Here is a 22,638-nt window from a genome sequence, read left to right as displayed (position 1 = left end):
TTCCAAAAAATTGTGAGGTTTATGAAAGGGATAATGTTGTCAATATAACTGATAAAACAGAATAAAAACACGCATGGAGCGTGCCTTCTTTATGGTTATAAACGCATATAAAATGCATTGCTATTAAAATGCATTGCTATAAACATATCATAAAAGAGAGAGTAAAATAAAAAAAAGCCGTGCCAAATGATATGACGCGGCTTTCAAATAGCGTTTTTTATTGATTAAAATGAATCATCCACAATGGAGTAATGAATGCATATATACAAAACGTATCATATTGCAAGCGCTCTATGAGAGATATGAAAACTTATCAAAAGGAATGTAAATGATGCGTATGATCTTTAATCACTCATTTGAATGAGAGAACCTATAACGCTTGTTATGGCTATTAAACGTATCAAACAAATCAAAATGCTCGGTAGCTTTAACAAAACCCGTTTTTTACATTTACGAGCATTGGTTTTCAAAACCATCTCTCATAAGACAATAAACAACCGATTTTATCAAACGCAAGGCTTTAAAAACTGTTATAAACATCAGTTTCAAACGTTTAAACGTGCATTTAGAAAAGCTTTCATAAGCGTATTTTCATTTTGCACTCAAATGTAACTTCTTTGCAAATTAATCGCTCTATATTTGGCTAGCAAAATTAAGTAAAATCCCATGCCTTATAATGTTAAATATTTTTGAATTTTGCTTGCTTATCTTTGTCTCAATAGCTGCCCCCAATTTTGGGGTGAGTAAATCACTCAGTCCATATTTGGCTCTGTGCTTTTAAACGGTAACTTTTAAAACGTTTTCTAGTACCATGTCTAAGTAGATAGTATTTTACTGCTATTGCATTGTTCGTTTCCATTTTTTTGTGGAAGCGAATACAGTTTCGTTTTTAAAATTAGCATAGCTGTTGTGATGATACTATATTTATGCTTCTTACTTATCGTTCTAAATTTTTAGAAAGCGTTTTTAAAAGCGATCTTGTCTTTAAATCCTTTTATGCAATCTTTATAAATTAAACCTATAAGCTTATAAAAGTTTTAAATGATTACCCTCTAATAAGGTAATAAGATATTGCGATTAACATCTTTAGATTTTACGCTTCTCAATTTTGAGAACTGTAATTTTATGTTTTTATCATGGGATTAACAATCCAATCATTAAAACAAGATGTGATCTTTAAACGTATGTTATCGATATTCCAAACAACTAAATTTTAAACAATGTGATTTGTGCTGTGATAAAACGTATCATAAAATTTATAAACTGTTATGAATGATAGCTGCTTTTCATTTCGTCTGAATGTACACATGCGTTATAATATTTGCATCATGATTAGCTTTTTATGCTCTATTCATACATGGCAATCTTATATAAAAAAGGGTCAAATGGATCATGCATAAAAGTGTGGATTCTTAAGTGGATTCATATAAAATAATTGCATATAACACACTGAATTTATTATGTTTTTATGAAATAAGCGTTTCCGGGGTCTGGAAGTGCTGAAACCGAGCCAGCCTCTTGCTTTTAGTGCTGAAAGCACTTGGACATAATAAGAGCCCTCGGAAATTCTGGGATATCCGCAAAAAGCGGGTTTATTTTATACTCGGTTTTAGGGCTTCCAGGCCCTATTGATCGCTGCGTATACGATCAAAAACACAAGTTCATTCATAGGATAATTTCTTTAAATCGTCAACCAGAGTGACAGCAGTTGTTTTGGTTGTTTTTTGCAAAGTTTACGTGCAACTGTTGCAATGCATCCCTTTATTTTGATGAAATTTAGGACAATTTCTTGGTGATCATTATGGGGTATGTTTAAAATTGTAACTATAAGACTTTATCTATTTATTTTGTATAAAAACGGAAGCTTCTTTTCGCATTTAGAAGCAAAAGACTTTTTAGAGTAAGTATAACATTTGAAGTTGGTAAAGAGGGGAGTTGGTAAAGAGAATGCTGGTGCTGGCGTGTAATGGATTAGCACTAATATTAAAAAGATTGCATGAGCAAAAGAGAGCTTTTCATAGAGCAGTGATTGATAACAGTTTTCTCCAGAAAAAATGAACGAAATTTTCTTATTTTTTATAGGCTACGTTTTCATTGTTTTGCAAAGGGCGCGCTTCTGAGGCAAGCATAATGGGGACGCCATCACGAATAGGATAGGCAAGTTTGGCTTTGAGAGAAATGAGCTCTTGTGTTTTTCGGTTGTAAGAGAGTGTTCCTCTCGTTATTGGACAAACGAGTAATTCGAGCATTTTGGGATCTGTGGTCATTTTTTTCATTTTTTGACGTTTATTAGTTTAAACGGTAATCTGTACCTGTTTGTTTCATGAGTGAGCGTTCTGTTAATGCAAGAAGAGTTTGCGCACGGCTTTCGATATCTGGAGCTTCAAGGAGAGCTTGTTTTTCTGCTGGTGTAAAGGGGATAAGAGCTGAAAAAGCATTAACCAATATAGGTGTAGGGGCTTCTATGATACTGCTCCAATTATATTCCATTTCATGTATGGTTAGATATTTTTCTACAACGTCAAGTAAGCTTTCTCGGTTAATGCTTTCTTCAACATCAAATTCTTGCAAGTCTTTTATGTTTGATTGGATGAGAGCTGTTCGATAGGATTTTGTGTTTGTCAATTCTTGTTCTAAGGTGAAGCGGCAAACACCTTGTAAGATAATGAACAGTTGTCCATTTCCTGTTTCACTGTAGTTTGTAATGCGCCCTATACAGCCTGTTTTATAAAGTTGTGTAGAGAAGCGGTCTGTATCCGATGAAAGTGGTTGAATAATGCCCAATAGACGATCGGTTACCATAACGTTTTCAATCATTTCAAGTGATTCTGGTTCAAAAATGTTGAGTGATAAAAAACCACCGGGTAGTAAGAGTGCACCTTCTAAAGGAAAAAGGGCAATTTGCTTTGGAAGATCATTTTCGCAATTGTAAGAGATATTACCAGCTTTCATGAGTATTTTGTCACCTTTGTTCGGTAGTTTTAGTCTGTAAATAGTTGCAATTTATGACACTATTGAGAAAGCAGAAAACCCACTTCTTGTGCATTAAAATCATACTTATAAAATACTTGAAGTCCTAATTCTAAAAAAGAATATGAGACCCTATCTTTAAGGTTGACTGCGCGCGAAAGAATGTTGCTTTGCGATCTTTTTAGTGTGTGACGTTTTGCATGATTTTCAAGAGGTATTTTTGTTTATAGCTTTTGATTTTTTTCTTAAATTTCCTAAAATGTGTTCCTTGCAATTTTTGTAAGGTTCAAAAGGGTGCTATTATAAATCTTTTGAAGCAGCTTATGCAAGTTTTAAAATGAGAACATTTTCATCACTTTACTAATGACAGTGTGATAAAGATAGGTTATAGATTAGAACATGCTGGAAAGAGCGTTATTGTTTCTTTCATTCTTTTGCGGGAGAGTGCAGATTGCGAGTTTTCGCATTGCCGCCGAAGGGGAAATAGCCCATAATCTCTCAGGCTTTAAGGACCGTAAAAGGAAGAAGGCAGATCTGGAAAGTCGGGAGAACCCGCGCCGAAGGTGTAAGCGAAAAATCTTTTCGCGAGTCTCTCAGGTTGATGACAGAGGGGGCAGAGACGGCCATATTCTGTGGGCGTTAGCGCAGCTTTGGAGTTATTATGGGCACAGCACAAGAAACATCTTTTTTAAAAACACTTCCTTTATATGATCTGCATGAAAAAGCAGGAGCAAAATTTGGCGCTTTTGCGGGGTGGAACATGCCCTTAACTTATCCTCTTGGCGTTTTGAAAGAGCATCTTCATACGCGTGCACATGCGGGTCTTTTTGATATTTCTCATATGAAATTGATTGCCGTTGAAGGGGCACAAGCCGTGGAATTTTTGTCCTATGCTTTTCCCATTGATGCAGCAGCTTTAAAGATTGGGCATTCACGGTATAATTATTTGCTTAATGAGCAGGCTGGTATTCTTGATGATCTTATCATTACCCGTTTGGAAGAGAGCCGTTTTATGTTGGTCGCCAATGCTGGGAATGCACAGGCTGATTTTGTAGAATTGGAAAAGCGTGCGGTTGATTTTGAATGTCAAGTGATTGCTCTTGAAAGGGTATTGCTTGCTCTTCAAGGTCCTGAAGCGGCTGCTGTTCTTGCTGATGCTGATTTACCAGGGAATGAATTGTTCTTTATGCAAGGATTCGAACCACAACAAGATTGGTTTATAACGCGTTCTGGCTATACGGGAGAGGATGGTTTTGAAATTGCTTTGCCTATAGGGCATGCGCATATGTTGGCTGAAAAATTGCTGAGTGATTCTCGTGTTGAGTGGATTGGACTTGCAGCACGCGATAGCTTGCGGTTGGAAGCAGGGCTGTGTTTGCATGGAAATGATATTACCCCTGATACGACACCTATTGATGCGGCTCTAACATGGGCTGTTCCTAAAAGTGTTCGAGAAAAAGCACAATTTTATGGTGCGAAGGCTTTTCTTGAAGCACTGCAAAAAGGACCTGCTCGTTGTCGTGTTGGATTAAAACCGCAAACGCGTCAACCTATTCGTGCTGGTGCGGTGCTTCTTGATGATCAAGGTAATGAGATTGGCATTGTAACATCAGGTGGTTTTGGTCCTTCTTTTGATGGTCCTGTCGCGATGGGTTATGTTCCTGTTGATTGTAAAGTTGAAGGGACACAAGTCTTTACAGAACTGCGAGGCAAAAAGATTGTATTATCAGTTCATTCACTTCCCTTTGTTGAACAACGTTATTTTAAAGGATGATTTTTTATGTCTAAAACTTATTTTACACAAGACCATGAATGGCTTAGCGTTGAAGGGCAAGTGGTGACTGTTGGGGTTACGCATTATGCACAAGAGCAATTAGGGGATTTGGTTTTTGTTGATTTACCACAAAGTGGAACAAAACTTTCCAAAGGAGAGGCGGCGGCTGTTGTGGAATCAGTGAAAGCGGCTTCAGATGTTTATGCTCCTCTTGATGGTGAAGTGGTCGAAATAAATGAAGCATTGGCTGATAATCCTGAATTGGTAAATCAGAAAGCCGAAACAGAAGGCTGGTTATGGAAAATGACATTGCAGGATGAGACACAACTGGAAGGGTTGTTGGATAAAGATGCTTATAAGGCTTTGATTGGATGAGTGTCATGATCGAGCGTTCTTTTTCTTCTCGACATATTGGGCTGCGACCTGATGAAACACAAAAAATGCTTGATATTTTAGAGCTTGATTGTGTTGATACACTCATTTCTCAAGCTGTTCCACGCTCTATCCATTTGGGACGTTCACTGAATCTTCCAGAGGCTGCTAGTGAAGTACAAGCCTTGGAAGAACTCTCCAAGATGATGGAGCGTAATTGTGTGCACAAAAGTTTTATTGGGCAAGGATATCATGGAACTTATGTGCCTCCGGTTATTTTACGAAATCTGTTTGAAAATCCTGCTTGGTATACTGCTTATACGCCTTATCAAGCAGAAATTAGCCAGGGTCGTTTAGAACTTTTGTTTTATTTTCAGACATTGGTGAGTGAACTCACAGGTTTGCCTGTTGCTGCTGCTTCCCTTCTTGATGAAGCAACCGCTTTAGCTGAAGCCAATGCCCTCGCTTTTCGCTTTTCCCGTGAGAAAAAGACGAAGATTTCTGTTCAGAGTCTTTTACATCCTCAGACTTTAAGTGTTGCGCAAACGCGTGCTGAAACACAAGGGATTCAGATTAGCCAAAATGGCGAAATTGCTTCTGATACAGCGGCAATTGTTTTATCTTGGCCAGATACAAAAGGTGCTTTTCATGATTACAGTGAGATCATAAAAGAGGCAAAGGAAAAAGGAGCTTTAGTTATCGTTGTGGCTGATCCTTTAGCACTTACCCTTATGGAGCCACCTGCTCAATGGGGGGCAGATATCGTTGTTGGCTCTATGCAGCGTTATGGCGTTCCGATGGGATTTGGTGGTCCACATGCTGGTTACCTTGCAGTGAGTGATGCGTTAACGCGTCTTATTCCAGGGCGTATTGTTGGTCAATCCGTGGATACGAGAGGGCGTGTTGGTTTTCGTTTAGCTTTGCAAACACGTGAACAACATATTCGACGCGATAAAGCGACGTCAAATATTTGTACAGCTCAGGCGTTGTTGGCTAATATGGCAACTGCTTATGCTGTTTGGCATGGGCCGAAAGGCTTACAAGCAATTGCGCAGCGAATTCATCATTTAACATGCCGTTTTGTTGCTGGTTTAAAGGCTGCAGGTGTTTTTTGTGAAGGAGAATCTTTTTTTGATTGCGTAAGCGTTGTTGTGAAGGGAAAAGCGCGAGAGATTGCGCATCAAGCCAAAATAGGTGGGCGCCTTATTCGTGTTCTCGATGATGACACTATTGCAATTAATTTTGATGAATTATCAACAGAAGAAGATGCTTGTGCTTTAGCGCAGCTTTTGGGGGCACAATTAGGCGATCAGGTTTCTCCTCGACTCTTTGGCAAAAAGCGGGATGCTGCTTTTCTTTCCCAGCCTTTTTTTCATGCGGTTCATTCAGAGACAGATATGATGCGCTTTTTGCGTCGCTTGGCAGATAAGGATTTGGCGCTGGATCGTGCTATGATTCCTCTTGGTTCTTGTACAATGAAGCTTAATGCGGCGGCTGAATTGATGCCTGTGAGTTGGGCTAGTATGGCCAATATACACCCTTTTGTTTCACAAGAGGATGCAGTGGGTTATTTGGAGATGATCGATCAGTTAAATGCGTGGTTGTGCGAAATTACAGGATTTGCGCAAGTTTCTTTTCAGCCAAATTCTGGTGCTCAAGGTGAATATGCGGGGCTTTTGGCTATCCGACGATATTACCAATCACGGGGAGAACATCAACGTACAGTTTGTCTTATTCCTGCATCTGCGCATGGTACCAATCCAGCTTCGGCGCATATGGCAGGTATGGAAGTCGTTGTGGTAAAATGTTTAAGCGATGGTGATGTTGATGTAGACGATCTCAAAATGAAAGCGCAATTGCATAAGGATAAATTGGCTGCTCTCATGATCACTTATCCTTCAACACATGGTGTTTATGAGGAAAGCATTAAGGAGATTTGTTCTATTATTCATGAAAATGGCGGACAAGTCTATTTCGATGGCGCTAATCTCAATGCGCTTGTGGGGCTTGCTCGTCCTGCAGATATTGGCGCTGATGTTTGTCATATGAATCTTCATAAAACATTTGCCATTCCCCACGGAGGTGGTGGTCCTGGTATGGGACCAATTGGAGTTGCAGCGCATCTCAAACCATTCTTACCAGGGCATGAACAGGATGGGACAACACATGCGGTTTCGGCAGCTCCTTATGGAAGTGCGTCTATTCTTGCGATTACATGGATGTATATTCGAATGATGGGGGCTGATGGCTTAAAATATGCAACACAAATAGCCATTTTAAATGCCAATTATATTGCTGCACGTCTTTCACCCGCTTATTCCATTCTTTATCGGGGAAAGCATGGACGTGTTGCTCATGAATGTATTGTGGATACACGTGTGTTGAAAGAGCAGTATGGGGTGAGTGTTGATGATATTGCAAAACGTCTCATTGATTATGGATTCCACGCGCCCACGATGTCATTCCCTGTTCCGGGAACTTTGATGATTGAGCCGACGGAATCAGAACCAAAAGCAGAAATTGATCGTTTCTGTGATGCTTTACTCTCTATTGCTGAAGAAGCAAAGAAAGTTGGTCGTGGGGTTTGGCCAAAAGACAATAATCCATTGGTAAATGCTCCTCATACAGTGGCAGATACTTTAGATGATGCTTGGGAACGACCCTATTCGCGACAAGAAGCTGCTTTTCCCAACAGTTCTCTTGATCCAGCCAGTAAATATTGGCCTCCTGTATCGCGTATTGATAATGTTGCTGGAGACAGAATGCTCATTTGTTCGTGTCCGCCATTGGGAAATACCTATTAAATAACAAATATGTATTTACTTCGTTTATTTGTATAAACAAAAAAGCCCACACATTTTGTGTGGGTTTTTTACTTATTGATCATGTTATTGTGGAGTTATTTGTCTATTTTCTAAAATTTTGCATTGTTTTTTATAACGTGAGAACAATCGGAAAAGTCGACAAAAAAGCTGTGTTTTGTGGGCAATAGGCATGCTCTTCTTTGCCTTCTATCGTATGACATGGTTTTAGTGACTAGATGCATTGGTCTAGCCAGCTAATTCACGTAAACGAGAGTGAAACCTACGGGGATAGGGTCCAGTCTGTTGCATGTGTTGTGACATATTACTCTCACTAAGGTGACTACGACCGGTTGCAGAAAGAATAAAATCAATTTTAGTGCTTTTGATGATAAAGCCCCGCGAAACTCTATTGTTGCATCTTCTTAAGTCAAGAATCGTCTAAATATTTATCTTTAATCTGCTTTTATAAATATGACGCAAAAATATGTAAGAACACCTATCAGAATGAGTAAATACAAAGCCAAATGTATTATGGTTGTTTTTTTACAGGGTGTCTGATAAAAAGCCAGCACATTTTTCCAATCCATTGTAGGTCAGTTTGTGACTTTACCGCGTTGTTTTCCTAAGAGCCCGTGTGTTTTAGCTGTTGCCTGTAAATCCACATCCAAACTTAACGCAGCGACATGTTTTAAGTCAGAGATTGAGGCAAGGGAGAGCTTTATGAGTAGTTCAAGCTTTTGTATATCAGATGAGGGCGAAGCGATTGCGTATTTCTGTTGACGTAATCTTTGAAACTGGTAGACAATTTAATTTCAGAGAAATCTAAAGCCGTAAAGGTGAAACTCAATCCTCAGTTTGTCATCTCCTTTTAATTCAGCTTTACGGCTATCAGAAGCATCTAAAGCAATGTTTTTTAATGGGTGCCCAACCTTTATGTAAAACAGAACACTCCAAAAAGAATATGCTTTGGTTGTTAATTCACGTGTTTGTTTTAAAGAGACATTTCGCTCCCAATCCCATTTCGCGACGGCGCTCGTGAATGATACAACGATAAATCTATTGAGAGCTCCCAATCTTTAGGCTCTATGAAGGAAGAAGTTGGCACTATCATACACTTTTTCAGCCGCTTAATGTTATAGCTATTGGCACTTGAGATGGTTCATAAGAGGTATTCTTTTCTTAAATCATTTTTATCTACACATAGTCCAGTTTGTGGTATGCAAGCGAATGATTTTGATTGCTTCACTATGAACAAAGCTGAAAATAAGAGAAACTTACAAGACTGGATGTTTTGTTTGATATCTAGAGAATTAATATTTTGGTTTAATTGGGCAATTAATTTTAAAAACTTTGCAATAGATTCTTTTTTGTCAATTTATGGAGAAAAGGCTAAGTTTTTGTATTTTGAGTGAAAGCTACTTCCATAAAACAGTTCATCAATTTGTCTATTTTGAGATTTCTGTGAATGTGCGGTGTCTTTTATGTGATTGATTGTTTAAAATCTTTCGTAAAAGCTCCTCAATTTTCTAAAATGATGATTTTTATCAATTTATTTTTTAAAAGAGTTTTTATGTGTAAATGTATTTATAGCGGGAGCCAAGAGATGTTAGAATTTCATTGGGAAGGGTACCGGCATCTGTAGATACTTTTTCAAGTGTTTGATGGGGTCCAATGAGTTCTACCCAGTCACCTGTTTGAGGTTTTTGATCAAGATCGGTCGTATTTACAATAATGGAATCCATAGAAACCCGCCCAACCATGGGAAGTTTGTGCCCGTTGAAATAAACTGTTCCTTTATTCGAAAGAGCACGGAGCCAGCCGTCTGCGTAGCCTATAGAAATGGTTGCAAGAGTGCTTGGTCTGTTGGTTATAAAGCTTTCTCCATAACCAACAGGTTCTCCTGCATCAACAACGCGGTTTTGAATGACTTGGGCTTCAAGTTTTAAAACAGGTTTCAGAGGTGATGGGTATTTCCCTCGCGGATCAACTCCGTAAAGTGCAATGCCTGGACGAACAAGATCAAAATAAAAATCTGATCCTAGAAAGATACCTCCAGAATTAGCAAAGGAAACTTTGCAAGCAGGCAATTGCGCAAGGATGGTTTTTAAAGTAGCCAATTGTGTATAATTGGATGAATGTGTTTTGTCTTCTCCATTCGCGAGGTGACTGAGAATATATTTTATTTCTGCTTTTTCGAAAATTGTAGGGTGTTTGATGAGTTTTTGTAATTCTTTTTGATCCAGTCCTAATCGGTTCATATGGGTATCGATTTGAACAATTGCTGGAAATTTTTTATCTTTTTTTTGACAAATTTTTTGCCAATTTTCAATGGCATTCCAAGAGTTTAGAACAGGAACAATACCAGATTGTGCGACAAATTCTTCTGCTAAGTGTGGAAGTCCATTCAGAAGAGCAATCGTGACATTTGATGGTAAAATGCTTTTTAATTGGAGTGCTTCTATGATTTGGGCGACAAAAAAAGTGCGACAACCAGCTTGATAAAGGGCAGGAGCAATTTTGTGAGCTCCTAATCCATAGGCGTTTGCCTTTACAACTGCTGAACATTGTGTTGGAGCTACACGTTTGGCTAAAGTGATATAATTGGAAACAATGGCACTGACATCGATGGTTGCTACAGCTACATAGAGTGATGTATTGATTTCATCATTAATGGATTTTTTCATTTTAAGAGCTTATCTGTGTTCGTGAAATACGGAGTTTTTTGGTTATTTCATTGAGGTTCTTTACGATATAGGGAAAGACACTATTTTCTATGGTCAAAATCATAAGGAGCTTATACTGAATTATGTACCATTAAAGTCGTTTTTTTATGTAAAATGGTACTCTGGATATAAGAGATATTTTAGTTTTATTTGTGTTATTAGCAACACGGTATCTTCTAATAATTTGTAAAACATAGACTTTTGTTTTTTACTTATTTTTCCTAGTTGAGGCATATAAAAAAATAAAACATAGTTTATTGTATTGTATCATTTTGAAGAGTGCAATATTAGGCTGTTGTTGCTGGTGCGATTGTTTGGATTAAACATTGCATGGGCTGCTTATTCAGAGAAGGTAAAATGATTAAATTAACCACTCTAAATCAATGCATTACAAGTTTTCTATCATGGGGGAAAGATCACTTATCTGTGCAATTTTGGATGTCGTCTCATGCACTTAAAGTTATTTTTGTTAAATGGAAAACAGTGTGTAAACACTTTCTGATACATTAAAAACTGTTGATTTAGAAAGCCCGTTGATTTGGATGTTGTTGGTTTTCAAGATGGATTGGGTATCCAATATTTACTTTCTATTGTTTGATTGGTTTTTAGTGAAATCAATTTTATCGCTTTATAGTGCGCGTTAGACTCTTTTATTTATGGATATTTATCGAAAGAGCAGTGTAAAAAGGTCAGTAAGGAAAAGAATAGATGTAATACCGGAAATCTTGTTGAAGATTCGTGCGGTTATCGTTCAATCAACAAAAATTTATCTCTCTTATTTAAAGGTTTTGGGTCATAAGTTTTGTTAAGCGAGAGAGTGTTATAGCGTTACAATGGAAAAATATGCATTATGTGTTAAAGGGAAAAGAGCCCCATGACTGTTTAATACTCAAAGTTTTTGTTTTTCTTTGAATGGGATTTGTATCCGCATTTTCCTCATTCGTTTAATAAAGTGTTAATCTTGAGATTTTTGTTTTAAGAAAATTGTTGGCAGATGGTTATGCAAGTACTATATCACGTCAAGGATTCGAAATTTAACGTTCAATAAAGATATGGGGAAGAGTATGAATACGTCTGCTACCAATGTTCCGTCAAACATCAGCAGCGTTGCAAATTTTTCGATTCCTGAGAATGTGTTCGCCCTTACTGTCCAAGAGGTTTGTCACTATACAGATCGGTTATTTAAATTCCGTTTGAATCGTCCGGACAGTTTTCGTTTTCGTTCGGGTGAGTTTGTTATGATCGGTTTGCCAAATGCAGAAAAGCCGGTTTATCGCGCTTATTCGATTGCAAGTCCCTTTTGGGACGAACAGCTTGAGTTTTTTTCGATAAAAGTTCCAGGGGGGCCTTTAACCGAGCATCTCCAAAAAATTAAAATTGGTGATACAGTTCTCATGCGTAAAAAATCTACAGGAACACTGGTTCTTGATGCTCTTATTCCTGGAAAACGTCTTTATCTTCTTTCAACTGGGACGGGGGTTGCTCCTTTTGCAAGTCTTATTCGTGATCCTGAAACTTATGAAAAATTTTCAGAAGTTGTCCTTATTCAAACAACGCGTGAGCAGAGTGAGTTAGTTTATGCAAAAGATCTTGTTTCCTCTTTGCAACACGATCCTCTCATTGGGGGATATGCACAACAGTTGAAATTTTATCCTATGACTACTCGTGAACCTTCTGAACATATGGGGCGTATTACGACTGTTATGGAGAGCGGGTGCTTTTTTGAAACAACGGGCCTTCCTAAAATTCATCCTGATGAAGATCGGGTGATGATTTGTGGTTCCATGGCAATGTTAAAAGATTGTGCAAGGATGTGTGAAAGTTTTGGTCTTGTTGAAGGGGCCAATAATGCTCCTGCTACTTATGTTGTAGAGCGCGCTTTTGTGGGATAATGAGTGAGGAAGTTGATGCTTTAGCTTCTTTCAAACCGGTACGTTTTTTTCCTTTTGCAAGCTTTACTCGTGATTCTGATACTTATGAAAAATTTTCAGAAGTTGTCCTTATTTAAATAATGCGTGAGCAGAATGAGTTAATTTATGCAAAAGATCTTTTTTCCTCTTTGCAACAAGATCCACTCATTGGAGCATATGCACAACAGTTGAAATTTTATTTTATGACCATGTGCGAACTTTCTAAGCCGATGGGGCGTATTACGACTGTTATGGAGAGCGGGTGTTTTTTTGAAACAAGCGGCTTTGAAACAATAGCACTCCCCAAATTTCATCTCGATGAAGATCGGGTGATGATTTGTGGTTCTATGACAATGTTAAAAGATTGTGCAAGGATGTTTGAAAGCTTTGGTTTTGTTGAAGGGGCTGATGTTCTTGCATTTTACATTATATTGTAGAAAGAGCTTTTTTCGAGGGAGAGGGAAGTTGTGATGCAGTATATGCTAATGCAGTAATCGAATCCCAATCACTTATTGCAATAAGTTGTTGGGGCGCTATCCAAGAACCGCCAACGCAGAAGACGTTAGGCAGTTGGAGCCATTGTGTTGCACTTTTTTGTGTAATACCGCCTGTTGGGCAAAACCGGATATCAGAGAAGGGAGATGCTAAAGCTTCGATGAAGGCAATACCCCCAGCGGCTTCAGCTGGGAAAAATTTGAGATATGAATAGCCTTTGTTTAATGCTTGCATGAGTTCACTTGGGGTCATTGCAGCGGGAAGAAGGGGAATTTCACTATTTTTTGCACAATTGATTAATTCATTTGATAATCCGGGGCTTACAATAAACTTGGCTCCCGCTTGTTCGGCTTTTTCGTAATGTGTTGTGTTGAGAATTGTTCCGGCTCCAACAATTGCTTCAGGGACTTCTTGTGTAATTTTCTGAATTGCTTTGAGGGCATTTGGTGTTCGCAAGGTGATCTCAATTGTTTTTAATCCGCCTTTGACAAGAGCGCGTGTTAAGGGTACAGCACTTTGTAGATTGTCAATGAGCAAAACAGGTATAACAGTTTGTCCTTGGAGATATAGTAAAAGCTTTTCTCTTTTTTGGCACATGATATTTTTTCTTCTTGGAGATGATATTATTTGTATCGTTTGATTAAGCACAATATGTTAAAGAGTACATGAATAAATCTTGAAATTGAATGAAACGCGCGTTATGGCAAAACACATGGAAAAGAATTTTAAAGTTGCTGCACTTTATTGCTTTGCAGATTTGAAGCATTATCATCAATTACAAAAACCTTTGCAGGATTTATGTCAAGCAAAGGATATCAAAGGCACTTTGCTTTTAGCACAAGAGGGAATTAATGGAACGGTTGCTGGTTCTTGTGCTGCGATTGAGGCGTTGGTGGATTTTATTACCGCTGAGCCAGCGTTTCAAAAGCCGGAGATTAAATATTCATGGGCATCAAAAATGCCTTTTCATCGCATGAAAGTGCGGTTGAAAAAAGAGATTGTGACAATGGGGGTTGAAGGGGTTGATCCACTAAAAGTTGTGGGTACTTATGTGGATCCTGAAGATTGGAATGCTCTTATTCAAGATGAAGAGACAATTTTGATCGATACACGTAATGATTATGAATATGCAATAGGGAGTTTTCAAGGAGCCATTGATCCGCAGATTAAAACATTTCGCGAATTTCCTGAATGGGTTCTCAAGCACGAAGCTGATTTAAAGAAGAAAAAGAAAATTGCTATGTTTTGTACAGGCGGTATTCGGTGTGAAAAATCAACAGCTTATGTTCGTGAGCTTGGTTATGATCAGGTGTACCATTTAAAAGGAGGTATTCTAAAATATTTAGAAAAAATTCCAAAAGAGGAAAGTTTATGGTGGGGTGAGTGTTTTGTTTTTGATGAGCGTGTTTCTGTTCAACATGGTCTTGAAGAATGTGGACGCGAATTATGTCGCGCATGTCGTTCTCCTATCAATGCTGAAAGCAAATTATCGCCTCATTATGAGGAAGGTGTTTCCTGTGATGCTTGTTATAACACGCGTAGTGAAGCCGATAGAGAGCGTTTTCGTGAGCGCCATAGGCAGTTTCAATTGTTGAAGTTGCGTGCAATTGATTCTCATCAAGGGACGTAAGGATAGCGCAGTGTAGCGCTGTAAATTTTAGCATTTTTCTCTTAAATTTAAGAGAAAAGAGTTTTTTGATATTGGTAGAAAAATATTTTATAAGACCGGATATTATTCGGTCTTTTTGTTTATGTTAAATTATTTGATTTATAAATAATCATTATAGATCGTTTTCTCTCCTGACATTTTATAGGATTGAGTTTTTAAATACTTTTCATTTTAAAATAGAAACTCTCTTCACCAACAGTGCAGGGGAGGGAGATTTATAGCTTAAGAGAAAAGCGTATGAATAAGATGTGATTAATAAGAGGAGATGAAAAAGCAGATGCTAGGTGGGAAAAATAAAATGATAATAGGAATTTATGATTCCAGAATTTAATATAATACATTAATTTATAATGATAATTTATTTTGATTTGAATAAAAGAGTTAAATATTGTGAACTTTATTGCTTCCAGATTAGATGAGAACGAAACACGTAAAACTCATTCACTTGTACGTTGCAAATGGAAGCAACGTGTGGACAAAAATCATTTTAGAGAAGGTGTTATGAAACATTTCAATATAGGAGTTTTTGCCATATTGGGAGTTGGCAGATAGAATGGGGGCGTTTGTTTTTAATTTCATAAGTATAAAGAGGGTGAGATGTAGTTGATCTATATCATACAAGTTATATTATACGGGGAATTCTTCATGATATTTTGCTTAAGTGATGCTGTAAAATGGATGTGGAAGCAGGGATGTTTTTTTAGGATTTAAATAAGAAAGATAATGGTATTTGTTGGAGAAGGACATCATTATCTTTAAAGATGATGGTGCTTCAGTCGTGTTACTATCCCCAGTTTTCAATTTTGCTTATCCTTGCATTTGAGAGGATGTATAAGAGGTACTCCTTTTTTCAATTGTTTTTTATTTGTGATGTGCAAAAGAATGATTTTCATTGATTCATTGTAAGAGGGGTGAAATAAGAGAATTTTATGTTGAGATTTTTGTTTAAGGGCAAAATAATAAATTATCATTATAAATTAATGTGTTGAGTAATTTATTTTGCGTTATTTTCTGCTGCGGATATTAGGAGATAGAGTAGGGCAAAGAAACGAGGGGCTTTAAAAGCAAGACAGTGATTTATGTTGCACGGATAATGTAAGGGGTGTGATCTCATGAAAGCGGATGTATAGCTTTGTCTGGTGGAGGAGAGTGTTGTTTTTTCGCATCATTTTATCTTTAAGAATTAAAAAATGTTTAAAATTAAAAAAATGATTGAAATGAGCAAGAATTCGTTTTATAGGACTCCTTGCCCAAAGTCGCACGTGCCTGTGGGTGTCCGCTGGTTCTCAAATGGTGAGATTAACCGGTACGGTACCTGGAACTAACCGCTCCAGTCATTCTTACAGCCAATTGCAAGAATGAGGACATCTTGAAGCAACGACGGTGCGGGCCTTTCTGGTGTCTTCCAGCTTTTAAATGCTGGGATAACTATAGAGGCACACCTCATTGCCTTCAGTGCGGAAGTGGTTTTCTCAACTCCAATCAAAAAGGCAGATAAAATAGAATAACGCGGTTTCGCGCTGTTCTTTCGCTGCATGCAATGCTAATTTCTGGTTTTTTGTAATCAGAATGGGGATGGTTGTTGTGTGTTTTTTGTCCTTTAGCTTTTGGCAGCTTTGGCTGTCCAAGCATAGAGTGGGGGAGTTTTCCCTCAAGGAGAATTGCAGATGGCAACGCAACGTATTCGCGATTTTCTTGCAACACATCGTTCTGAAGGTCCATGCTTAATTGTTGACCTTGATGTTGTTCGTGACAACTATTTAAATTTTGAAAAAGCTCTGCCTCAGTCTCGTATTTTTTACGCAATAAAGGCCAATCCAGCTCCTGAAATCTTGCGTTTGCTGAGTTCTTTAGGATCTTCTTTTGATGCGGCGTCTGTTGCAGAAATTGAAATGGCTTTAAAAGCAGGAGCAACGTCAGAGCGTATTTCTTTTGGGAATACGATTAAAAAAGAGCGTGATATTGCACGAGCATATGCATTGGGAGTTTCACTTTATGCCGTTGATTGTGTTGAAGAAGTAGAAAAAATTGCGCGTGTTGCTCCAGGAGCACGTGTTTTTTGCCGTGTTCTTACTGATGGAAAAGGTGCAGAGTGGCCATTGTCACGCAAATTTGGTTGTGTTCCAGATATGGCGGTTGATGTTCTAAGACGGGCACACCAATTGGGTTTGCAAGCCTATGGTGTCTCTTTTCATGTTGGATCTCAGCAGGTTGATTTGAGTGCGTGGGATCGTGCTTTATCGGATGCTGCTACAGTTTTTAAGCGTTTGGAACAAGAAGGTATTTCGCTGAGGTTGGTGAATATGGGGGGCGGTTTTCCAACGCGTTATTTGAAAGATGTCCCTACAGAACAAGCTTATGGTACAGCAGTTTTTGATTCATTGAAAAAGCATTTTGGTAATCGTATTCCTGAGACGATTATTGAGCCTGGGCGTGCGATGGTTGGCAATGCTGGTGTTATTCGTACAGAAGTTGTTCTAATATCCAAAAAAGCTGATAACGATAATGTACGATGGGTTTATCTTGATATTGGAAAATTTAATGGTCTTGCTGAGACTATGGATGAAGCCATTCGTTATCCTATTGAGACACCTCATGATGATAAGGTTATGGAGCCTTGTATTTTGGCTGGACCAACATGCGATTCCGCAGATGTTCTTTATGAAAAAACACCTTATCCGCTTCCTCTATCCCTAACGATAGGAGATGAAATATTGATTCATGGAACGGGGGCTTACACAACAACTTATGCATCGGTTGCTTTTAATGGTTTTGAGCCTTTACGATCATATGTGATCTGACATTTCCTTTTAACTATAGGTTTTTTGGATTTTTTGCTATGCTCGTCATGGCGCTATAAGAGGGCGGTTATAGAGATGAACATGATGAATTTTCAAACAAAAGATGGGGCATGTTTTACACTTTCATTGGAGCAAGAAGCCGATAAGCCTTATCGAGAAATTTTGCTTGATTCAACGATGGGGTATGGACGTAAACGTAAATCATCAGAGGCTTTACGTCGTGGGCGGTTAGCTGCTCAAGGGCTTTCTTTTGTGGTTAAAAATGCGCTTGGAGAGCTTGTGGGAAGTGTCCGTCTTTGGCATGTTTCTTTTTCTAAAGGAAAAAATAAAACACAACATGCTTTACTTTTGGGCCCCTTGGCTGTTGCATCTGAATGTGCTGGTATGGGAATAGGATCAATCTTAGTCCGCCATGTAATTGAAACAGCAAAAAAATTAGGATATGGCGCCATTTTGCTGGTAGGGGATTTTGAATTTTATCAACGTTTTGGCTTTTCAAATAGTTTAACAGAAAATTTGGCAATGCCTGGTCCTTATGAAAAGCATCGCTTTCAAGCGTTGGAACTGATACCACATTATCTTTCTGGGTGTTATGGCACTTTAGTTCCTAGTGGAGAACGAGAAGTTTCAAATGGTTTTCAGCATCATAAAGTGGCTTGAGGATAGTGTTTATTTTGTTTTTTAACAGCTGGCATTGAGGAGAGCATACTGTTTTGGCGAGTGCCAAAGCATTTAGCGGTACAAAGTTTTTGGGGAGTTGTATTGCGATTTTATTATATGACTTTTTCTTTATGTGGCTGATTTCTTATTTTTGATAATTTCAGTTAAGTGACTAGGAATATATTTAAAGCTCATTTTTGGGGAATAGCGTCCTATTTTATAATATTAAAGGAACTGGATTTTTGAGTGGTCTTGTATTCTTTTAAAGCCGGTATCATCATGCAGTTTTCCAGTTTTCAATATCGTTGGTAGATCTTGCATCAAAACGGTTGGATATTTTACTTTTTTCTTAAACAGTTTTTATCTCTTTGCTTTTTATGTAAAAGGGAATAGTTGCAATTGGCATGAGAGTATCTCATACAAAATGATTTTCTCATGTAAAATTTCGCATTCAGAATCAAAAAATGTTACCCTACACATTATAAGGGAAATAGGTGTGTGAATAAAAATCACAAGAATCATCAATCTTTTATGAATATTCGTGTGAGAATCAAAAGAGTGAAGGACAAAGAATCTTACAGAATAGTTTTTATGAAGATAGTAGCGTAAAAAGGGGGGGTAAATAGATGAGAGATTTAATGACAGGCGCAAATATTGTTTTAACGTTTTTTTCTCTATGGTGATAAATCAGAAATCTTATAGAAATAGCTGCTTTATCTTTATGGTGTGGAGCACTTTAGATAAGCTCTTTATTTATTATCATCTAAGATAATTTTTGTATGCGAGAAGTTATTTTTAAATGCGTAAAGAGCCCGCATTGAACTGAATTTTTATCAGAAGAATCATTTAGAATCACAAGTTGATTTATACTGTCTCTTGAAAAGAGATAAAGTACATAGGAAGCTCTAAAGTCATAAGGATGAAAAATATTTCTCAATTTTAATTAAGTTTAGTGATTTGGTGGTGAATCCATGAGAGGTGGTATTTTTTTAAGAAAAATGGTCATAACTGTCAAAGTACCAAAGATAATGGTTATGATAAAGAAAATATCACTAAAAGCCATAATCGTTGCTTGTATGCGTACCATACCAAACAATTGAGAAAGAGCCAGAGTATAGGAATCAAAGGTTTCTGTTTTGAAAAACAAAGTAAGCTTTGAAAGCATTTCTGTTGCTTGTCTGTTTCCGTGGTTAAGCGTTTCAGCTATTCGTTCATAATGGAAGTCTGTGCGTTTTGTCATGAGAGTGCTGATAATGGCAAGCCCTACAGCACCACCTAGATTCCGTGTGAGATTAAAGAGTCCAGAAGCATTTTGCATTCGTTCTGGCGGGAGTGTTCCCAAGGCAATATTATTAATAGGAACCATACACAACATCACAGAAGCACCACGGAAAACTTGCGGCCAAAAGAGTTGCAAAAAATCCCAGTTATCTGTGATAGAGCTCGCCATCCAAGTGCCTACTGCAAAACCCAAAAGTCCTATTGCCATCATTAAACGTGCATCCATTCGTGCTGAAAGAAATCCAGCAAGCGGAGCAGTTAATAACATGGCGAATCCTGAAAGAAACAATGTTTCTCCAATCATGAGCGCATCATAATGGCGGATTTGGCTTAAATAGACAGGATAAAGATATGTAAGTCCATAAAGACCTATTCCTAGTGCAAAGGAAAAAATGGATGCAGCAGAAAAATTAAAATTAGAAAAAGTAGAGAGATCTACAATGGGTTCTTTTGCTGTAAAAGCACGCCAGAAGAATAAGGCTGCAGCAAGAATCATAATAATGAACAAATCCCGAATCAGCCTATCACTCAGCCAATCATGACGTGCTCCTTCTTCTAGAACATACTCTAAAGTTCCCAAGAAAGTAGCCATAGAAATGAGTCCTAACCAATCAAATTTCTTCATTAAAGAGGGATCAGCTTTATCAAAATCAATTAATTTCCAAGCGAGAATTGATATGATAATCCCGAAGGGTACATTGATGAGAAAGAGCCAATGCCATGATGAGAGATGACAAATGTAACCTCCCACGGTTGGACCAATGGTGGGGGCTAATGTTGCGACCAGTCCGACGATAGGGGTAACAATGGGACGTTTGGAAGGAGGAAAAAGGACATAGGAGGCAACAAAAACACTAGGGATAATTCCACCACCAATAAAACCTTGTAGTGCGCGATATAAAATCATCTCTCCGATAGATGTTGCCGTTGCACAAAGAACAGAAGTAATCGTAAAACCGATAGCTGATAAGGTAAAGAAAACACGTGTTGAAAGCAATCGTCCTAAAAATCCAGAAAGCGGCAACATGATGACTTCAGCGATAAGGTAGGAGGTTTGAACCCATGAAATTTCTTCAGAGCTTGCTGCAAGCCCCGCTTGAATTTCAGCTAAAGAAGAGGAAACGATTTGGATATCTAAGATTGCCATAAACATGCCAAAAGACATAGCAATAAAAACTACAATTTTGTGCAATCCAATGCTTTCTTGAGACTGTATGGGCTCTGGTATGGAAGATGTCATCGTAAGATCTTCTACTTTTTTGTTATAAGAGACTTTTATCTTGTGGCTTTGTACGTGTATCAACTTTCACTGAAACACTCATTCCTGCTCGGATATGTCCGTTTTTTAAGACTTCTTCTGGAATAGAAATACGTACGGGAATGCGCTGGACAATCTTTGTAAAGTTACCAGTAGCATTTTGTGGAGGCAAAAGAGAAAAAACAGCGCCTGTTGCGGGCGAAATAGAAAGCACTTTTCCTGTAAAAAACTCCTTTTTGAAGGCATCAATAGCAATATAAGCCTTTTGTCCTGGGTGAATATTTTGCAACTGTGTTTCTTTATAGTTTGCTTCAATATAAAGTGCATGTATGGGGACTAACGCCGCAAGACGTTGGCCATTTACAACAAAATCTCCTGTTTTTGCTGTTAAATTTCCTATAACTCCATCAAATGGCGCTCGTATAATGGTCGAATCAAGATCACGTTGTGCTTTTTCACGCGAGAGTTCTAAACTCTTTGTTTGGCTTTCTATTTCACTTCGTTGCGCTTCTAGCACTCGGATATTTGCACGTGCTGCAGCTATTTGTGCATCCGCTCTGTTAACATTCGCAATGGCTTGTTCATAAGCTGATTTGGCATCATCAACATCGGATTGAGGAGCATAACGATTTTTTTTCAGTTCTGTTACACGTTTTAAGCTGAGTTGTGCATTGGTTGCTATGGCTGAAGCAGCGGCTTTTTGTGCTTTTGCATCATCTAAAGCACTACGAGCGGCTGTGATTTGTGCATCAATGCGTAGAAGTGTTTTTTTCTGTGTGTTAAGATGCGCTTCTGTTTGATCCAAGGCTATTTGATAATCACCATTGTCTAGGTAAAATAAAACATCGTCCTTTTTTACAACTTGGTTGGCTTTAATGGCAATTTTTTCAATATATCCATTTAATTTAGTCGCAATAGCTGCTATATCTCCTTGCACATAGGCATCTTCAGTAGCGAGTATATAACGCCATTGCGTTACCCACTTATAGCTAAACCAAATAACAAAAAGTGCAAAGATAATAAGAAGAGCCTTGATTGCTTTCTTTTGTTGCGTTTTATTGAAATTTTTGGTCGAAAAAATTGTCTCAGCTACGGACATGATTTTATACTTTCAATATTTATGTTCCACTGAGTATAATAAACCTATCGCTATAGACTAGGGTGATATACATGCAAGGACGATAAGAGCTTTTCAAACAATAAGATAATTTCCGAAACATAATGCTAAAAATATGAACTTGCAAGTTCAAGGTCTTATTTTGTTACGCATTTTTTACAAAGACCTCGTACTTCTAGGGTGCTTTTGTGGGCTTGGAAGTCAACAGCTTGAACCATCTGTTTTAAACTTGATACAATCGTTTGATTTTGTATTTCATTGACTGTACCACAGTTTTCGCAAATTATAAACGTTGTAAGTTCATGTTGACAGTTTTCAGGGTGTAAACAGACCATAAAGGCATTTACACTTTCAAGACGATGAATACACTTTAACTGTACGAGTTTTTCTAACGCACGATAAACTTGGAGAGGTGCACGAAAGCCTTCTTCGCGTAAGTGATTGAGAATCGCATAAGCACTTAAAGGCCCTTTTGCATTTTTTAAAGTGTTTAAAACCAATGTTTGGTTACGCGTCAGTTTAGATGACATTGACATCTTCCTTTTGCTCTCATGGCAAAGCATAAAGCGTGTAAGAGGTTTATGCAATGGTGATTATAGAATATGTACTCTATCTTTAGCCTTTTACATGACATCATTGTGATATGTAAGAAAAGTTGCAATCGTTGTGAGGGGAGGGGTATTATAATCTGAAAGCCGCTGTTATCTAGTAAGGAACTTTTATATGCTTTTTATTTTAGTGTAATGTATTGAAATACAACCAGATGTTTATGTTATTTTATTTTAAAAAAAGTAAAAAATGATA

At 37.8% G+C, this 22,638-nt stretch carries 14 protein-coding genes, 1 pseudogene and 1 riboswitch; of the genes and pseudogenes, 8 read left to right on the top strand and 7 right to left on the bottom strand.

Annotated features, from left to right (window positions below; translation table 11 throughout):
* Positions 1–2,069 precede the first annotated feature (2,069 nt).
* Together ACFIJK_RS08105 and ACFIJK_RS08100 are read right to left on the bottom strand one after the other, a co-directional pair.
* Positions 2,070–2,276, bottom strand: a complete 207-nt coding sequence (locus ACFIJK_RS08105) for a Trm112 family protein (RefSeq protein WP_375627442.1) — start codon at positions 2,274–2,276, stop codon at positions 2,070–2,072.
* 13 nt (positions 2,277–2,289) lie between these two features.
* Positions 2,290–2,952: an LON peptidase substrate-binding domain-containing protein gene (locus tag ACFIJK_RS08100; protein WP_015856762.1), complete on the bottom strand. Its 663-nt coding sequence runs from the start codon at positions 2,950–2,952 to the stop codon at positions 2,290–2,292.
* Between the two features lie 445 nt (positions 2,953–3,397).
* Positions 3,398–3,495, top strand: a riboswitch (glycine riboswitch).
* Positions 3,496–3,631: 136 nt separating this feature from the next.
* Between ACFIJK_RS08100 and gcvT the strand changes: the two genes are divergently transcribed.
* The 3 genes from gcvT to gcvP are packed head-to-tail and all read left to right on the top strand — an operon-like array spanning position 3,632 to position 7,920.
* Complete coding sequence (gcvT, locus tag ACFIJK_RS08095) at positions 3,632–4,744, top strand: glycine cleavage system aminomethyltransferase GcvT (RefSeq protein WP_375627441.1); 1,113 nt, start codon at positions 3,632–3,634, stop codon at positions 4,742–4,744.
* Between the two features lie 6 nt (positions 4,745–4,750).
* A complete protein-coding gene (gene gcvH / locus ACFIJK_RS08090) occupies positions 4,751–5,119 on the top strand; it encodes a glycine cleavage system protein GcvH (protein ID WP_375627440.1) in 369 nt (122 codons plus the stop codon).
* A gap of 5 nt (positions 5,120–5,124) precedes the next feature.
* Positions 5,125–7,920, top strand: a complete 2,796-nt coding sequence (gene gcvP / locus ACFIJK_RS08085) for an aminomethyl-transferring glycine dehydrogenase (protein ID WP_375627444.1) — start codon at positions 5,125–5,127, stop codon at positions 7,918–7,920.
* A 1,568-nt stretch (positions 7,921–9,488) separates the two neighbouring features.
* Here the strand turns inward: gcvP and alr are convergent.
* Positions 9,489–10,604 carry an alanine racemase gene (gene alr, locus ACFIJK_RS08080; RefSeq protein ID WP_375627439.1) on the bottom strand — a complete coding sequence of 372 codons (1,116 nt, stop codon included), beginning with the start codon at positions 10,602–10,604 and terminating at the stop codon, positions 9,489–9,491.
* A gap of 1,103 nt (positions 10,605–11,707) precedes the next feature.
* Between alr and ACFIJK_RS08075 the strand changes: the two genes are divergently transcribed.
* Together ACFIJK_RS08075 and ACFIJK_RS08070 are read left to right on the top strand one after the other, a co-directional pair.
* Positions 11,708–12,535, top strand: a complete 828-nt coding sequence (locus tag ACFIJK_RS08075) for a ferredoxin--NADP reductase (protein WP_375627438.1) — start codon at positions 11,708–11,710, stop codon at positions 12,533–12,535.
* 50 nt (positions 12,536–12,585) lie between these two features.
* Positions 12,586–13,001, top strand: a pseudogene (locus tag ACFIJK_RS08070) (ferredoxin--NADP reductase); the annotation flags it as partial.
* On the opposite strand, the gene eda reads toward ACFIJK_RS08070, so the two are convergent.
* Complete coding sequence (gene eda / locus ACFIJK_RS08065; protein ID WP_375627437.1) at positions 12,980–13,645, bottom strand: bifunctional 4-hydroxy-2-oxoglutarate aldolase/2-dehydro-3-deoxy-phosphogluconate aldolase; 666 nt, start codon at positions 13,643–13,645, stop codon at positions 12,980–12,982. The pseudogene ACFIJK_RS08070 and the gene eda overlap by 22 nt on opposite strands.
* A 115-nt stretch (positions 13,646–13,760) precedes the next feature.
* Here eda and ACFIJK_RS08060 point away from each other — a divergent pair, with 115 nt between their 5' ends.
* The 3 genes from ACFIJK_RS08060 (at position 13,761) to ACFIJK_RS08050 (ending at position 18,178) form a co-directional block, all read left to right on the top strand.
* Entirely contained in the window at positions 13,761–14,678 is a 918-nt protein-coding gene (locus ACFIJK_RS08060) for a rhodanese-related sulfurtransferase (RefSeq protein WP_375627443.1), read from the top strand.
* A 1,706-nt stretch (positions 14,679–16,384) separates the two neighbouring features.
* Complete coding sequence (locus tag ACFIJK_RS08055; RefSeq protein WP_375626784.1) at positions 16,385–17,518, top strand: type III PLP-dependent enzyme; 1,134 nt, start codon at positions 16,385–16,387, stop codon at positions 17,516–17,518.
* Between the two features lie 75 nt (positions 17,519–17,593).
* On the top strand, positions 17,594–18,178 hold the full coding sequence (locus ACFIJK_RS08050; RefSeq protein ID WP_375626786.1) for a GNAT family N-acetyltransferase: 585 nt from the start codon (positions 17,594–17,596) through the stop codon (positions 18,176–18,178).
* A gap of 949 nt (positions 18,179–19,127) precedes the next feature.
* Here the strand turns inward: ACFIJK_RS08050 and ACFIJK_RS08045 are convergent.
* The 3 genes from ACFIJK_RS08045 to ACFIJK_RS08035 all read right to left on the bottom strand — a co-directional run bounded on the left by ACFIJK_RS08045 (position 19,128) and on the right by ACFIJK_RS08035 (position 22,364).
* Entirely contained in the window at positions 19,128–20,699 is a 1,572-nt protein-coding gene (locus ACFIJK_RS08045; protein ID WP_375626788.1) for a DHA2 family efflux MFS transporter permease subunit, read from the bottom strand.
* 22 nt (positions 20,700–20,721) lie between these two features.
* Positions 20,722–21,816, bottom strand: a complete 1,095-nt coding sequence (locus ACFIJK_RS08040; RefSeq protein WP_375626789.1) for an HlyD family secretion protein — start codon at positions 21,814–21,816, stop codon at positions 20,722–20,724.
* Positions 21,817–21,971: 155 nt separating this feature from the next.
* Positions 21,972–22,364: a Fur family transcriptional regulator gene (locus tag ACFIJK_RS08035; protein WP_015856750.1), complete on the bottom strand. Its 393-nt coding sequence runs from the start codon at positions 22,362–22,364 to the stop codon at positions 21,972–21,974.
* Positions 22,365–22,638: the final 274 nt, after the last annotated feature.

This window comes from Bartonella sp. PS17NMGDW (genome assembly GCF_042193555.1).
In the GTDB taxonomy this organism is placed as follows: Bacteria; Pseudomonadota; Alphaproteobacteria; order Rhizobiales; family Rhizobiaceae; genus Bartonella; species Bartonella grahamii.
This window is presented reverse-complemented; position numbering and strand designations above follow the sequence as displayed.